General features: G+C 57.6%; 15 protein-coding genes. 9 read left to right on the plus strand and 6 right to left on the minus strand.

What is annotated here, in order from left to right:
- Positions 1 to 34: 34 nt before the first annotated feature.
- From GOW92_RS06505 to GOW92_RS06515, 3 genes are all read right to left on the minus strand, one after another.
- Positions 35 to 877, minus strand: a complete 843-nt coding sequence (locus tag GOW92_RS06505) for a DMT family transporter (protein WP_170559001.1) — start codon at positions 875 to 877, stop codon at positions 35 to 37.
- Positions 878 to 998: 121 nt separating this feature from the next.
- On the minus strand, positions 999 to 2,642 hold the full coding sequence (gene groL / locus GOW92_RS06510) for a chaperonin GroEL (protein WP_170559003.1): 1,644 nt from the start codon (positions 2,640 to 2,642) through the stop codon (positions 999 to 1,001).
- Positions 2,643 to 2,696: 54 nt separating this feature from the next.
- The gene (locus GOW92_RS06515) at positions 2,697 to 2,984 is read right to left on the minus strand and encodes a co-chaperone GroES (protein ID WP_008757222.1); all 288 of its coding nucleotides are present in this window, start codon (positions 2,982 to 2,984) and stop codon (positions 2,697 to 2,699) included.
- A 226-nt stretch (positions 2,985 to 3,210) separates the two neighbouring features.
- Here GOW92_RS06515 and bla point away from each other — a divergent pair, with 226 nt between their 5' ends.
- On the plus strand, positions 3,211 to 4,092 hold the full coding sequence (gene bla / locus GOW92_RS06520) for a class A beta-lactamase (RefSeq protein WP_170559005.1): 882 nt from the start codon (positions 3,211 to 3,213) through the stop codon (positions 4,090 to 4,092).
- On the opposite strand, the gene GOW92_RS06525 is transcribed toward bla, so the two are convergent.
- Positions 4,089 to 4,763, minus strand: a complete 675-nt coding sequence (locus GOW92_RS06525; protein WP_170559007.1) for a DUF2161 domain-containing phosphodiesterase — start codon at positions 4,761 to 4,763, stop codon at positions 4,089 to 4,091. The genes bla and GOW92_RS06525 overlap by 4 nt on opposite strands.
- Before the next feature lie 19 nt (positions 4,764 to 4,782).
- Between GOW92_RS06525 and GOW92_RS06530 the strand changes: the two genes are divergently transcribed.
- From GOW92_RS06530 to GOW92_RS06565, 8 genes are all read left to right on the plus strand, one after another.
- Positions 4,783 to 5,859: a TraB/GumN family protein gene (locus tag GOW92_RS06530; protein ID WP_254452906.1), complete on the plus strand. Its 1,077-nt coding sequence runs from the start codon at positions 4,783 to 4,785 to the stop codon at positions 5,857 to 5,859.
- A gap of 105 nt (positions 5,860 to 5,964) precedes the next feature.
- Positions 5,965 to 6,885 carry a manganese-dependent inorganic pyrophosphatase gene (locus tag GOW92_RS06535; protein WP_170559009.1) on the plus strand — a complete coding sequence of 307 codons (921 nt, stop codon included), beginning with the start codon at positions 5,965 to 5,967 and terminating at the stop codon, positions 6,883 to 6,885.
- 134 nt (positions 6,886 to 7,019) lie between these two features.
- The gene (locus GOW92_RS06540) at positions 7,020 to 8,090 is read left to right on the plus strand and encodes a DUF389 domain-containing protein (protein WP_170559010.1); all 1,071 of its coding nucleotides are present in this window, start codon (positions 7,020 to 7,022) and stop codon (positions 8,088 to 8,090) included.
- A 108-nt stretch (positions 8,091 to 8,198) separates the two neighbouring features.
- Positions 8,199 to 9,074: a TIGR01459 family HAD-type hydrolase gene (locus GOW92_RS06545; protein ID WP_170559013.1), complete on the plus strand. Its 876-nt coding sequence runs from the start codon at positions 8,199 to 8,201 to the stop codon at positions 9,072 to 9,074.
- A 100-nt stretch (positions 9,075 to 9,174) separates the two neighbouring features.
- Positions 9,175 to 9,618, plus strand: coding sequence for a MaoC family dehydratase (locus GOW92_RS06550; protein ID WP_170559015.1), 444 nt, complete (start codon positions 9,175 to 9,177; stop codon positions 9,616 to 9,618).
- Between the two features lie 116 nt (positions 9,619 to 9,734).
- Positions 9,735 to 10,667, plus strand: coding sequence for a bifunctional riboflavin kinase/FAD synthetase (locus GOW92_RS06555; protein WP_170559017.1), 933 nt, complete (start codon positions 9,735 to 9,737; stop codon positions 10,665 to 10,667).
- Positions 10,664 to 11,137, plus strand: a complete 474-nt coding sequence (locus GOW92_RS06560) for a YcgN family cysteine cluster protein (RefSeq protein WP_170559019.1) — start codon at positions 10,664 to 10,666, stop codon at positions 11,135 to 11,137. The genes GOW92_RS06555 and GOW92_RS06560 overlap by 4 nt, the downstream gene beginning before the upstream one ends.
- Entirely contained in the window at positions 11,138 to 12,172 is a 1,035-nt protein-coding gene (locus tag GOW92_RS06565) for a threonine aldolase family protein (protein WP_170559021.1), read from the plus strand. It begins immediately after the preceding gene.
- 39 nt (positions 12,173 to 12,211) lie between these two features.
- On the opposite strand, the gene GOW92_RS06570 is transcribed toward GOW92_RS06565, so the two are convergent.
- Together GOW92_RS06570 and GOW92_RS06575 are read right to left on the minus strand one after the other, a co-directional pair.
- A complete protein-coding gene (locus tag GOW92_RS06570) occupies positions 12,212 to 13,024 on the minus strand; it encodes an alpha/beta fold hydrolase (protein ID WP_170559023.1) in 813 nt (270 codons plus the stop codon).
- Positions 13,021 to 13,623, minus strand: a complete 603-nt coding sequence (locus GOW92_RS06575; RefSeq protein ID WP_170559025.1) for a 2-hydroxychromene-2-carboxylate isomerase — start codon at positions 13,621 to 13,623, stop codon at positions 13,021 to 13,023. The genes GOW92_RS06570 and GOW92_RS06575 overlap by 4 nt, the downstream gene beginning before the upstream one ends.
- Positions 13,624 to 13,650 lie beyond the last annotated feature (27 nt).

A 13,650-nucleotide genomic window follows, 5' to 3' on the forward strand; every position in this document is an offset into this window, starting at 1 on the left:
GCCAGATAAGGCCTATCGCCCGACGAATAAACCCCTACCGCGGCGTCCTGCGCAGAACCGCCAGTGCAATTCCGCCCAATACCAGCCCGGCCCCGAGGATCAGGCGCAGGCTGGCAGCCTCACCCAGTAGGATGACACCACCAACTATGGCAATGATCGGAACGCTGAGCTGTACGACAGCCGCCGTTGTGGGCGTCAACTCCCTTAGAACGTGATACCAAAGCGCATAGCCCATTCCTGATGTGACCGCGCCGGACAAGGCTGCCAGAAGGTATCCATCCGTCGTCATGTGCCACGCCCCTCCGGTCCCCAACAGGGCCAGCGCGGTCACAGGCAATGCCACGACAAAGTTGGCAGCCGTACCGGACAAAGCATCCGGTTCGGACTTGCCAACCAGCGAATAGATCGCCCAACCAATCCCTGCAGCGATCATCAAAGCCGCCCCAACCGGATTGACCTGTGTCGACCCGGACGGCCACAGCACATAACCTAGCCCCAACAACGCAATTGCGGCTCCTGCGATCTGTCGGCTGGTGGGGATCGTGCCCTTCACTGATGTCACAGTGAACATCGTGACCTGCACCACCCCAAACAGGATCAGCGCGCCAAGCCCTGCGTCCAACGTCAGATACGCAACCGAGAAACCGATCATATACAATGAAAGCGACCCTGCCCCGGCAATTCTGCGCCGGTCAAACAGGGGCAAATGGCTAGTCCTGGGAAAAACCAGCCCGGCCAGCATCACCGCCCCGGCAAGAACGCGCACCACGGCAAAGGCTGCGGGATCACTGGCGCCGGTGTCAATCGCCAACCGGTTCAAGATTGAATTGGACGCAAAGGCGCACATCGTCAGGCATGTGAGCAGGAACAGTTTCATATCAACCGCATAGCGGGAAAATCATGTTTTGCACACTCACATTCCTGCGGGGAACAGCCGGTAAACGAAACGGGGCCGCCCGAAGGCGACCCCGCTATTCTTACCACTAGGCGTGGGCTGATTACATCATGCCGCCCATGCCGCCCATGTCGGGCATACCACCGGCAGGTGCTGCGCCTTCTTTGGCGGGACGATCTGCAACCATCGCTTCGGTGGTGACCAGCAGGCCAGCAACCGATGCCGCATCTTCCAGAGCGGTACGGACAACTTTGGCCGGGTCGATCACGCCAAACGAGAACATATCGCCATATTCTTCGGTCTGCGCGTTGAAGCCAAATGCTGCGTCAGCGGATTCACGGACTTTGCCCGCAACAACCGCACCGTCAACACCTGCGTTCTCAGCGATCTGGCGCAGCGGCGCTTCGATTGCCTTGCGAACGATGTTGATGCCCGCGCTCTGGTCAGCGTTTGCGCCTTCCAGGGCTTCCAGTGCTTTACCGGCCTGAACCAGCGCAACACCACCGCCAACAACAACGCCTTCCTGCACAGCAGCACGAGTTGCGTTCAGAGCATCGTCCACACGGTCCTTACGCTCTTTCACTTCAACTTCGGTCATGCCGCCGACGCGGATAACAGCAACACCGCCTGCCAGTTTGGCAACGCGCTCTTGCAGCTTCTCACGGTCGTAGTCCGACGAGGTTTCTTCGATCTGAGTGCGGATCTGAGCAACACGTGCTTCGATCTCGGCTTTCTCGCCAGCACCGTCGACGATGGTGGTTTCGTCTTTGGTGATTTCGATTTTCTTGGCGGTGCCCAGCATGTCCATGGTGACGGACTCGAGCTTCATGCCCAGATCTTCGGAGATGACCTGACCGCCGGTCAGGATTGCGATGTCCTGAAGCATGGCTTTGCGGCGGTCGCCGAAGCCCGGTGCTTTGACAGCAGCAATTTTCAGGCCGCCGCGCAGTTTGTTGACAACCAGAGTTGCCAGCGCTTCGCCTTCGACGTCCTCGGCAATGATCAGCAGCGGCTTCTGCGACTGGATCACCTGCTCGAGCAGCGGAACCATCGGCTGGAGCGAGGACAGTTTCTTTTCGTGCAGCAGGATCATGCAGTCGTCGAGTTCTGCAATCATCTTGTCTGCGTTGGTGACGAAGTAAGGCGACAGGTAGCCACGGTCGAACTGCATACCTTCGACAACATCGGTCTCGGTTTCCAGACCTTTGTTTTCTTCGACGGTGATAACGCCTTCGTTGCCGACCTTCTGCATCGCGTCTGCGATCTGCTGGCCGATTTCGGCTTCGCCGTTGGCCGAGATGGTACCAACCTGAGCAACTTCTGCGCTGTCTTTAACTTCGCGCGAAGCGTCTTTGATGCCTTCAACAACCTTGGCAGTCGCCAGGTCGATGCCGCGCTTCAGGTCCATCGGGTTCAGACCAGCTGCAACCTGCTTCAGACCTTCGCGAACGATTGCCTGTGCCAGAACGGTTGCGGTGGTAGTGCCGTCACCGGCTTCGTCATTGGTGCGGCTGGCGACTTCTTTCACCATCTGCGCGCCCATGTTTTCGAACTTGTCTTCCAGTTCGATTTCCTTGGCAACCGAAACACCGTCTTTGGTGATGCGCGGTGCGCCGAAGGATTTGTCCAGAACCACGTTGCGGCCTTTGGGGCCCAGGGTCACTTTGACAGCATCAGCCAGGATGTTCACACCTGACAGCATGCGGTTGCGGGCATCGGTGTCGAACTTGACGTCCTTAGCAGCCATGTTGTTTCTCCTTGAGAAAATGTATTGGAATGAAGATCAGAGGAAGCGGGTCGCTTACTCGATGATCCCCATGATGTCGCTTTCTTTCATCATCAGCAGCTCTTCGCCGCCGACGTTGACCTCGGTGCCCGACCACTTGCCGAACAGGATCTTGTCGCCAGCTTTCACAGCCATTGCGATCAGTTCGCCGCTGTCCTTGCGTGCGCCTTCGCCGGTTGCAACGACTTCGCCTTCGCTGGGCTTTTCTTTTGCGCTATCGGGAATGATCAGACCACCAGCGGTTTTTTCGTCGCTTTCGGTACGGCGAACCAGCACGCGGTCATGAAGCGGTTTCAATGCCATCTTTGCAGCTCCTTGGGCTCAAAGTTTATTATCCTCCCCTCGCCGGTCGGCGAGGCGTTAGCACTCAAGGGTAGAGAGTGATAACGACGCATAGCTAGGGGGTCGAATTAGCCGAGTCAACAAGTTGCCCGAATATTTTTCCCACGCGGAACCACTGACCCCCCGGTTTACACAGAGCTTCGACCATCTAAGGTGGCGACAACGACATTAGACCGAGGCAATTTTGATGCGCGGACTCCGGATCATCACAACTAACTTTCTGTTTTCAATCACTCTTATTTTTGGGCCAGTCATGTCCGTGCAGGCGCAGTCCCTTACTGAAACAGTCCGGACGTGGGAGGATCGTCTTGATGCGCGGATCGGGGCGCTGCTCTATGAACCCGGCAGCGATTGGCAGGTCTCATACCGCGCCGATGAGCTGTTTCCGATGTCCAGTACGTTCAAAACGCTCTTGTGTGGCGCTGTACTGGCGAAGGTAGATGCAGGATCGGAAAGGCTGTCAGATACCGTCACATACCAATCGTCGGATCTGGTGGATTACTCTCCTCTAACCAGCAAACATGTCGAGACGGGCATGTCGGTTGGTGCACTGTGCGAAGCAACGATGACAATAAGCGACAACACCGCGGCCAATCTGTTGCTACAACGTCTGGACGGGCCTGCCGGGCTGACCGGGTTTCTTCGCACAATAGGCGACGATGTCACCCGACTTGATCGTTGGGAGACGGCATTGAATGAAGCCACTCCGGGCGATCCACGCGATACCACGACGCCGCATGCAATATTGGCAACGCTGGATCGGTTGTTGTTTGGCGAAGCGCTCTCTGTCACATCCTCCGCTCAGCTAAAACAATGGATGATCGAGGATCAGGTGGCTGACGAACTTATCCGCGCGCACGTGCCCGACGGGTGGACGATCGGAGACAAGACGGGGGCCGGAGGCCACGGCAGCCGTGCGATCGTGGCTTTTCTACAGACCCCTGAACCCCGCACCTATTTGGCTGCCATATATCTGACCGAGAGCGATGCGCCGTTCCCGGAACGCAATGCGGTCCTTTCAGACGTTGGCCGCGCTATGATTGCCGAAATCAGCGCACGGTCGGATTAGTCCGCATCTTCCCAACTGTAGGCCCAATGCTTCAATCCTTCGGCCCCCGAAGCGGACAATGCGTAGACACCCTTCTCGACCCTGTCGAACCACCCGTAGTGATTATCCCGCATCAAGCGCGTGGCCGCGGCCACGCCAGTGGACTGTGCGACCTCTGCCCCTTTTGTCGCGCCGCATTCAGCCAGATGCGCCGCACACTTTAGCGCGTCCTGCCTGTAGGCCGTTACGATCCCGTGCCGAGTGGCTCCGCCTGCATTGGGATCGCCCTCCAATCTGTCAAATTCGCGCAGCAAACGGGTCGCTTTTGCCTTGCTTTTGCGTGGCGCATAAGGGCCGGGGTCGCATTGCACCTCGACCGTTCCGTCGGCACGTACGGTGATCAATCCAAGACCCAGCCTGCGGCACAGTGCCAGATTATCCTTCAACGCACGCCGCGCGGTCCGCCCCTTTGGCTTGCACACGCCGATATAAACCAGATCGGTTACCTTTAACCGCGTGATCGCCTGATGAAACAGGGTCAATGAGAACCGCAGCTTCAACTCAACGATCACCGGCTCATCGCCATCCCGAAGGGCAACGATGTCGGCTGCGCCGACTTCGCCTTTGACGGTGTAGCCCTGACGCTCTAACAGCGCTTTGATCGGCGGGTATAGATCCTGCTCGCGGTCCATTCTGCCATGCTATGCAAATTTGCCGCGAACACCAGACATCGCCTGCACCCGGCTTGAACATGTGGCCGCGCCAAGGCAATGTCTCGATCACACTGACATTCCCGAGATGATCGCTATGCGCCTGTTTGCACCGCTGCTTTTCCTGCTACTGCCGGCCACTGTTCAGGCCGCTTGCGAAGGAAGTGACCTGAGGCCGGGCCTCAGCCCCGACGTAAAGTCCGAACTACAACAGGCGGTCGCCGATATCCCGTTCCCCGAGGGCAACCATTGGATCGCCACCAAGGGCGACACGGTTCTGCACATTGTTGGCACGCTGCACGCCAACGATCCACGCATGGATGCGGTGGTCGAACGGTTAACACCGACCCTACGTGATGCGGACGCGTTTTATTTTGAGGTCACGCGCGAGGAAATGGACGCGTTCGAACAGGATCTGGCCAAGGATATGAGCCCGGTGATGATCACCACAGGACCCAGCCTGATTGACCTGATGTCCGAGGAAGACTGGTCTGCCCTGTCTCAGGGGTTGGCCGAGCGCGGCATCCCAGGCTGGATGGCTGCCAAAATGCGCCCTTGGTTTCTCAGCATGATGCTGGGCGTCCCCCCCTGTATGATGCAGGACCCCAGCGCGAACCACGGGATGGACGCCCGTCTGGATCAGCTGGCTGACGAGTTGGGCACCCCCAAACATTCGCTTGAGCAGATTGCCGATCTAATGAGTATGTTCGACAATCATCCTATAGAAAAGCAGGTCCAGTCTCTTGTACGAATGGCCGGAGCCATGGGCGGCAGCGAAGATCAGTTGGCCACAATGGCCAACGCCTATCTGGAAGAGAAGCATGTTGAGATCATCCAGCTAGCGCGGCTTCAGGGATTGGAGGAATCCGGCCTTTCGCCCGAGATATTTGACGAAGAATGGAACGACTTCGAACAAAAACTTCTGGTCGAGCGCAACGGAAACTGGATGCAGAAAATTTTGGACATAGAGGACCAAACCGCTGTTATAGCGGTTGGCGCCGGGCATCTGGGCGGCGACCAGGGGTTGCTGAATCAACTGCAACAGGCCGACTATACCCTGACTCGCGCCCCGTTCTGACACACCGCGTCCCAGACCAACCGTCGCAGCGTAAACACTGCCGGGTGACAACCCCTGCAGACCACCCTATAACGCGCGCGAAATGATGATCCTCAGGATGCTGACATGACAACGCTCGTATTTGGCCACAAATCCCCCGACACCGATTCCACAGGCTCACCGATCCTGTGGTCCTGGTACCTGAATGAAATCAAAGGCGAACAAGCAGAGCCCGTTCTGCTGGGTGAGCCCAACACCGAAGCTGCATTCCTGCTGCAACGCTGGGACCTGCCCAAGCCGCGCATTATCGAAGATGTCGACGCAGATGCGCCGGTCATCATCGTAGACACCAACAACCCGGCCGAGCTGCCCGCCAGCATCAACGGCGCTGACATCCGTGCCATCATCGACCATCACAAACTAGTGGGCGGTCTGGAAACCAAAGGCCCGATCGACATCACTGTGCGTCCGCTAGCCTGCACAGCAACCATCATGATGGACTTGATCGGCGAAGATGCCGCAAAAATGCCCGAGGCCATCAAGGGCGCGGCACTGACCTGTATCCTGTCGGACACTCTAGAGTTCCGATCGCCAACCACCACCGCGCATGATCGCGCCGTGGCCGAGAAGCTAGCCGCTGATCTGGGCCTGGACGTCTCGGCCTATGCCGCCGACATGTTCGCGGCGAAATCAGATGTTTCGTCCTTCTCGGACGCCGAATTGATCCGCATGGACAGCAAGGAATACGAAGTCGACGGCACCAAGTTCCGAGTATCGGTTCTGGAGACTACAGCTCCGGGCGTTGTTTTGGACCGCAAGGCTAGCCTGGCAAATTCGATGGCAGACGTAGCCAAGGAAGACGGCGTCGATCAGGTTCTGCTGTTTGTTGTCGACATCCTGAACGAAGAAGCAACGCTGCTGGTGCCCAACGAACTGGTTAAAGGCGTCGCAGAGAAAAGCTTTGGCGCAAGCGTGGATGGCGACGCCGTGGTCCTGCCCGGCGTCATGAGCCGAAAGAAGCAGATCATCCCAAACCTCAAGGTCTGAGGTTTGCAGCATTTGCAATGACAAGGCGCCCCACCCGGGCGCCTTTTTTCTTTGCCACTAATGTTTTGCACCAACGACGTCCATTGATAGTCTGACTTCAACAGCCAGACAGCAAATTGGGCCAGACGACGTTTATGAGTTCCCGCAAGTTCAGCACCACACGCGACATCCTGAGATTTGAGGGCAAGGACAAAGCGGCCTATTGGCGACGCTTTGCCATGCTGCTGACCTTGTCGGTGGTGATTGCCACGATGGGGATGCTACGTGACTCCGGCGCGGTGGTCATTGCCGCGATGTTGGTTGCGCCTTTGATGACACCTATCCTTGGCGTTGCGGCAGCGATGGTCATGGGATGGCTGGGCCGCGCGTTCAAATTGGCGCTGATTGTTTGTTGCGCGGCTGTTATCAGTGTCTTGCTGGCATGGCTTCTTGTCTATGTTGCCGACGTCCCGCGCGGCATTCTGATCCCCGATCAGGTTCTGGCCAGAACCGACCCGGGCACCGAGGATCTGATCGTTGCGCTGGCTGCCGGAGTGGCCGCAGCTTACGTTCAGATCAACCGGTCCGAGGTCAGCCTTCTTCCTGGCGCAGCCATCGGCGTGTCGCTCGTGCCGCCGTTGTCTGCCTCGGGCGTCTTGCTGTATTTTGGCGAACCCGCCGAGGCCTATGAAGCCGGCCTGCTTTTCGCCACCAACCTTGGTGCGATCATTCTGTCCGCTTGCTCAGTCTACATCGTATACGCGGCGCGCGCGGTGCTGTTCAGCAAGGGTCGACGCAAACTGAATTTCACCGCGAGTGTGGCGGTGACACTGGCATTCCTTGCCTTCGTTGTCCTGCAGCTAGGGAAATCCACCTACAACAGATACCTCGAAACCCGGACTGAGGCACAGTTGGCGCAAACGATCCGGGACTGGGCCGATCCGGTGTCGGTTGAAGTTGTTCGCGTGGACGTGAACGCCAAACGAAAACATGCCGACATCTGGCTGATCGTCGACCTTCCTGTGGAAGCCGCATACAAAGTGTCCTCGATCGCGGGCTTGCTGCCCGCATCCCTGCGAGAAACACCTTTGACTGACGCGCTTCAGAAAGAACTGGGGCCGGGGTATCTGGTCGTTGTGCGTTTCCAGAACAGGATCGGCGCACAGATTATTCTGGGCACCGAAAACGTTCAGCAAGCGCCAGATGTCGAGGAAATTGTCGAATAAAGCCTGCAGACACCATATGTTCAGCCGACAAATCGTATTGCGGGATGGTCATCAGGTGAAAGCTTTGCCATAGCTGTCACAACTCCGAAATCAGATCCCGAGGCTCCCATGACCCAGATCATCCACGCGCTTTCCGAGATTTCAAACCGCTACAAAGCGCTGTTCGTTGACCTGTGGGGATGCGTTCACAACGGTATCACTGCATACCCCGAAGCGGTCGCGGCGCTGCAGCAGTACCGGGCGCAAGGTGGGGTCGTGGTGTTGGTCACCAACTCTCCCAAACCGCGCGCCGGGGTGGCTGAACAGCTTGGGCAGTTCAATGTTCCCGCGGACGCTTACGACACAATCGCCACCAGCGGGGACTCGGCACGATCCGCCATGTTCCGCGGAGCAGTCGGCCACAAAGTATATTTCATGGGTGAATGGCAGCGAGACGCGGGGTTCTTTGAGCCTTTAAAAATTTTGCATCACCCGATCCACATCGAACGCGTGCCGCTGGATCAGGCCGAAGGGATCGTCTGCTGCGGCCCGTTTGATCCGATGGCGGACCCATCCGTCAACCGTGCAGATTTTTTGTATGCCAAGCAAATGGGTATGAAACTCTTGTGCGCAAATCCCGATATTGTTGTCGATCGAGGCGAAGTTAGGGAATGGTGCGCTGGCGCGCTGGCAAAGCTGTATACCGAAATGGGCGGTGAAAGCCTGTACTTCGGAAAACCCCACCCGCCGATTTATGATCTGGCGCGGCGCAGGCTGCAGGAACTGGGTCACGATATACCCGATGGCGACATTCTGGTGATCGGCGACGGCCCTCATACAGACATTCTGGGCGGTATGGGCGAAGGGATTGATTCTCTGTTCATCTCGGGCGGCCTGGCCGCAGCAGAAACAAAAACTGACCATCACCCACACCATGAATCCCTAAGTGATTATATTGCAAAGGAAAACATCAATCCGACCTACACAATCGGCCGGTTGAGATAGTCAGAAAAGACTTGATTTTCTGCAGTTGCGAAGTAATAAAGTTGCCAAACGGGGGCAGCATGCGTTGTTTTGTTGCCCAATGAACTCGAGTGAGGGCGACATGTTGGATAATCTTCCACGCGGCACGATCTGTATTGAAGACATCGAAATGGGCATGACCCGCCACCTGCGCAAAGTGGTGTCGGACGAAGATATCGAGATGTTCGCGCAGGTTTCAACGGATCGGAATCCGGTACATCTGGACGATGACTATGCCCGCGACACGATTTTTGAAGGGCGCATCGCCCACGGGATGCTGACCGCGGGCCTGATCTCTGCCGTGATTGGCGAACAACTGCCGGGCCACGGAACAGTGTACATGGGTCAATCGCTGAAGTTTCTGGCACCCGTGCGCCCTGGCGACATGGTCTATGCAGAGGTCAAGGTGATCGACATTGATTTTGCCAAGCGCCGCGTGAAACTGGATTGTCACTGTGCGGTCGATGGCAAGAAGGTGTTGGTGGGCGAAGCGATGGTTCTGGCCCCGTCGCGCAAATTCGACTGAAGCCTCGATACCTTTATCCTTTTGAAGGGCGCCGGAAACGGTGCCCTTTTTTGTTGCGCGGCATTTGTACCAATCAGGTGCTTGAACCCAGTCTCCAGTCCCGCTAGGCAAGCTTCATGCAGATCATCCGGGATTTCCAGTTTGTCGAGCCAGAAGACCGCGGTGCCAGTGTGGCAATCGGGAACTTCGATGGCGTGCATGTTGGTCATCAGTCGGTGATCGAACTGGCACAACGCGTAGCCCCGGATGCTCCGCTTGGTGTTCTGACGTTCGAGCCCCACCCTCGCGAGTATTTTGCACCCGATGCACCGCCTTTTCGTCTGATGCGCGGAAACGCACGTGCGCACCGCTTGGAGAAACTGGGTGTGCAAATGCTGTACGAATTGCCGTTCAATGCAGCGCTTGCTGGCCTGACGCCTGAAGAATTTGCCCGCAATGTCATCTGCGAGGGGCTTGGTCTGTCGCACGTGGTGGTCGGCGCGGATTTCTGTTTTGGAAAAGGTCGAAGCGGCACCGCCGAAGACATTGTCCGGTTCGGGCAAGAGATGGGGTTCGGTGTCACCATTGCACCGTTGATGGAACGATCTGATGACGTCGTATCCTCAACCGGGATCCGCACAGCACTGTCCGAAGGCCGCCCCCGCGACGCCGCGACGATGCTGGGTCATTGGCACCGGGTCGAGGGCGAGGTGATCGGCGGTGAACAACGCGGGCGCGAGCTTGGGTTCCCTACTGCCAATATGTCCATTGAAGGGCTGCACCCACCAAAATTCGGTGTCTATGCGGTGCTGGTCGATGTGCTCGATGGCCCCCATCAGGGCAGCTATCTCGGAGCTTCTTCCGTTGGCGTGCGCCCCATGTTCAACGGAGACGTCGCGAATATAGAGACTTTCCTGTTCGATTTCTCAGGCGATCTGTACGGTTCGACCCTGTCCGTAGGGTTGGTCGATTACCTGCGCCCCGAGATGACCTTTGACGGGCTGGACGCACTGATCGCACAAATGGACGCCGATTGCGCCAAGGCGCGCGCCCTGCTGACCGCGCTATGACCTCCGACCCGATCGACCGCAAGGACCTTGGCTCCCGGTTCTGGGAACGAAAACCGCTGACCAAGATGAATCAACGTGAATGGGAAGCGTTGTGCGACGGCTGCGGCAAGTGCTGCTTGAACAAGCTGGAAGATGAGGACACCGGAGAGGTCGCTCTAACCTGCGTCGCCTGCCGCCTGCTGGACGACGAGACCTGCCGCTGCACGCAATACGACATCCGCCATCAGTTCGTGCCCGAGTGCATCGTGATGAAGCCCGAAAACATCGACGATCACGCCTATTGGCTACCTCAGACCTGCGCCTATCGGCTGTTGTGGGAAGGCAAACCCCTTTACGACTGGCATCCTTTGATATCAGGTACGCCGGACAGCGTGCACGCCGCTGGTGTCTCGGTTCAGGGGCGCACGGTGTCCGAGTTCGAAACACCCATGGAAGAGTGGGAAGACTATATTATTGAGGAGCCTAGCTAGATGTATTTTGCGTCTGACAATTCCGGTCCGGTTCACCCTCAGGTCATGACCGCATTGAACGAGGCCAATCAGGGCTATCAGATGGCCTATGGCGCCGACACACTGATGAATGAAGTGCGCGATCGAATTCGCGGAATCTTCGAAGCGCCAGGTGCGGCTGTCTATCTGGTAGCCACCGGGACAGCGGCGAACTCGCTGGCTCTGGCGACGCTCTCAAACCCTTGGGAAACTGTGTTTTGTTCCCCCGTCGCGCATATCCACGAGGATGAGTGCAACGCCCCCGAGTTCTATAGTGGCGCAAAACTGACGCTGGTGCCGGGCGGCGATAAGATGGACCCCGAGGCGCTGCGCCGTTCCATTCTGGCTGAAGAAACACGTGGTGTGCACGGGCCCCAGCGAGGGCCAGTGTCGATCACGCAGGTGACCGAACGCGGATCGGTTTATTCTCTGGCCGAGTTGCAAGGGTTGTGTGGTGTTGCCAAAGAATACGACCTGCCGGTGCATTTGGACGGTGCGCGTTTCACCAATGCGCTTGTCGCGCTCAATTGCTCTCCTGCCGAGATGACATGGAAAGCGGGCGTGGATGCGGTCAGTTTTGGCGGCACCAAGAACGGTCTGATGGGCGTCGAAGCGGTGGTTTTCTTCGATGAATCCAAAGCCTGGGAGTTTGAGCTGCGCCGCAAGCGTGGAGCGCATCTGTTTTCCAAGCACCGCTACCTATCGGCCCAGATGGCAGCATATCTAAAGGATGATCTTTGGCTTCAGCTGGCGAAGCAAGCCAATGCGAACTGCGCGCATCTAGCCAATGGTCTGCGGTCCAAAGGGGCAAGCTTTTTACATGAACCACAAGCCAACATGATCTTCGCGCAGTTTTCCCGCGCACGGCACAAGCAATTGCACGACGCAGGCGCGATCTACCACCTGTGGGGCGCCGAGTTGGACGGCACGGATGACGAGGAGATTCTGGCCTGTAGACTGGTCTGCGACTGGTCGATCAGCTCAGGCGATATCGACCAGTTCATCGGCTTATTGTGATGTCTGGGGTTTGGGACGTTATCCTGCCCCACACAAACGTCAGGACAAACCACCCCAGAACTTTCTGATCTCAGCGACCGTCTGATCCGGGTGCGTGATTGGAACCATGTGACCGGCACCCGAAACAACGCCTGTCTTTGCATTGGGTAACCGCCGGGCAAGTCCTTCTCCGATCGCGGGCATAACGGGATGTGTCTCGGACCCACTTAGGATCAGAAACGGCAAGTTCACGCGGTCCAGAACGCCGGGGATCAACAGCCCCTTCTGATCGTGAAACAATGCATCATCGACTGCTGGTACAACGTGAATCCCGCGGATCATGCCCGCGCGGGTTCGTTTCGGCAGGTCAGGCCATCGGGGGCCGTCCTGTGCACCCCACATCCGGTTGAACAACCGGGCGGCCTGCTCCATGTCTCCAGCGGCTAAAGCATTAGAAACGGGTTTGGCCTCGTCATCATGTTGCCTGACCAACTCTGGCGCGTCCTGAACCGCAATCGCAAAAAACACAGGCTCGATCAGTACCGCACTGCGGACGAGGTCCGGAAACTCGACAGCCAGCCGAAGGGCTAGCATTCCACCAAAGGAATGCCCAATCACGTCCATCGGCTCGGTCAGATGCGCGGCCGACAGCTGCGTCACTTGGTCAAAGAAATCCCCGTGTCCGTCCCAATCGGAAGTGCGGCCATGAGACGGCATGTCGGGGGCCGTAAATGTCGCCTCGCCCCCTAGCGCAGCCGACAACCCCGCCCAAGCCCCGGAATGCGCAATCGTGCAGTGCAGGGCGAGCACCTTGCGGGCGCCCTGACCCAAAGTTCTGACAAAGATGTCGTCTACCAACGGGGTGTCCTTCACTCCTTCAGTCCCGACAAATGGCGATCCAGATCATCCAGCCGGTCCTGTCCCCAGAACCGCTGGTCATCTTCGGTAATATAAAACGGCGCGCCAAAGACGCCGCGATCCACTGCCTCTTCCAGATTGGCTGCATAGGTTTCCGCACCCACCAGAAGGCCGCTATCCGCCAAACCTGGATCAAAGCCGGCCCGTGTCAGGCAATCACGGATCACATCATCCTGCGCAATGTCTTTTTCTTCGGCCCAACATGCACGCACGAAGGAATGCACAAGTTTGCCAACATCGCCGGCCCCATCTTTAATTGCTGCGATGATTGCGTAGGACGATGGTGCCGCATTGGTCGGCCAGTGCGCGGGTTGCAAATTGAACTCCATCCCAAGCTGCTTGGACTGCCTTTGCAGTTCTTGCGCTCGGTATTCAATGCGCGAAATGTGGCGGTCTTTGGGTGGCGTGCCACCCGTACGCCCAAAGAGGGCGACAATATCCAGCGGTTTGTAGTTGATCGTCGCGCCATGTTTCGCCGCGACCTCTTCCAACCGCATTCCTGCCAGATAGGTATAGGGCGAGAGTGTCGCAAAATAGTAGTCAATCTGGGCCATGTGCACTTTCTCCGCTGCGTTATCTTT

The sequence above is a fragment of the Ruegeria atlantica genome (assembly GCF_013032505.1).
GTDB classification, from domain to species: domain Bacteria; phylum Pseudomonadota; class Alphaproteobacteria; order Rhodobacterales; family Rhodobacteraceae; genus Ruegeria; species Ruegeria atlantica_F.

Bases quoted from the DNA above. Each gene is read 5' to 3' on its own strand.
- GOW92_RS06550 (WP_170559015.1), top strand. From the start codon at position 9,175: ATGTTGGATAATCTTCCACGCGGCACGATCTGTATTGAAGACATCGAA.
- GOW92_RS06565 (WP_170559021.1), top strand. From the start codon at position 11,138: ATGTATTTTGCGTCTGACAATTCCGGTCCGGTTCACCCTCAGGTCATG.
- GOW92_RS06540 (WP_170559010.1), top strand. From the start codon at position 7,020: ATGAGTTCCCGCAAGTTCAGCACCACACGCGACATCCTGAGATTTGAG.
- GOW92_RS06555 (WP_170559017.1), top strand. From the start codon at position 9,735: ATGCAGATCATCCGGGATTTCCAGTTTGTCGAGCCAGAAGACCGCGGT.
- GOW92_RS06525 (WP_170559007.1), bottom strand. From the start codon at position 4,763: ATGGACCGCGAGCAGGATCTATACCCGCCGATCAAAGCGCTGTTAGAG.
- bla (WP_170559005.1), top strand. From the start codon at position 3,211: ATGCGCGGACTCCGGATCATCACAACTAACTTTCTGTTTTCAATCACT.
- GOW92_RS06575 (WP_170559025.1), bottom strand. From the start codon at position 13,623: ATGGCCCAGATTGACTACTATTTTGCGACACTCTCGCCCTATACCTAT.
- GOW92_RS06535 (WP_170559009.1), top strand. From the start codon at position 5,965: ATGACAACGCTCGTATTTGGCCACAAATCCCCCGACACCGATTCCACA.
- GOW92_RS06505 (WP_170559001.1), bottom strand. From the start codon at position 877: ATGAAACTGTTCCTGCTCACATGCCTGACGATGTGCGCCTTTGCGTCC.
- groL (WP_170559003.1), bottom strand. From the start codon at position 2,642: ATGGCTGCTAAGGACGTCAAGTTCGACACCGATGCCCGCAACCGCATG.
- GOW92_RS06515 (WP_008757222.1), bottom strand. From the start codon at position 2,984: ATGGCATTGAAACCGCTTCATGACCGCGTGCTGGTTCGCCGTACCGAA.
- GOW92_RS06560 (WP_170559019.1), top strand. From the start codon at position 10,664: ATGACCTCCGACCCGATCGACCGCAAGGACCTTGGCTCCCGGTTCTGG.
- GOW92_RS06545 (WP_170559013.1), top strand. From the start codon at position 8,199: ATGACCCAGATCATCCACGCGCTTTCCGAGATTTCAAACCGCTACAAA.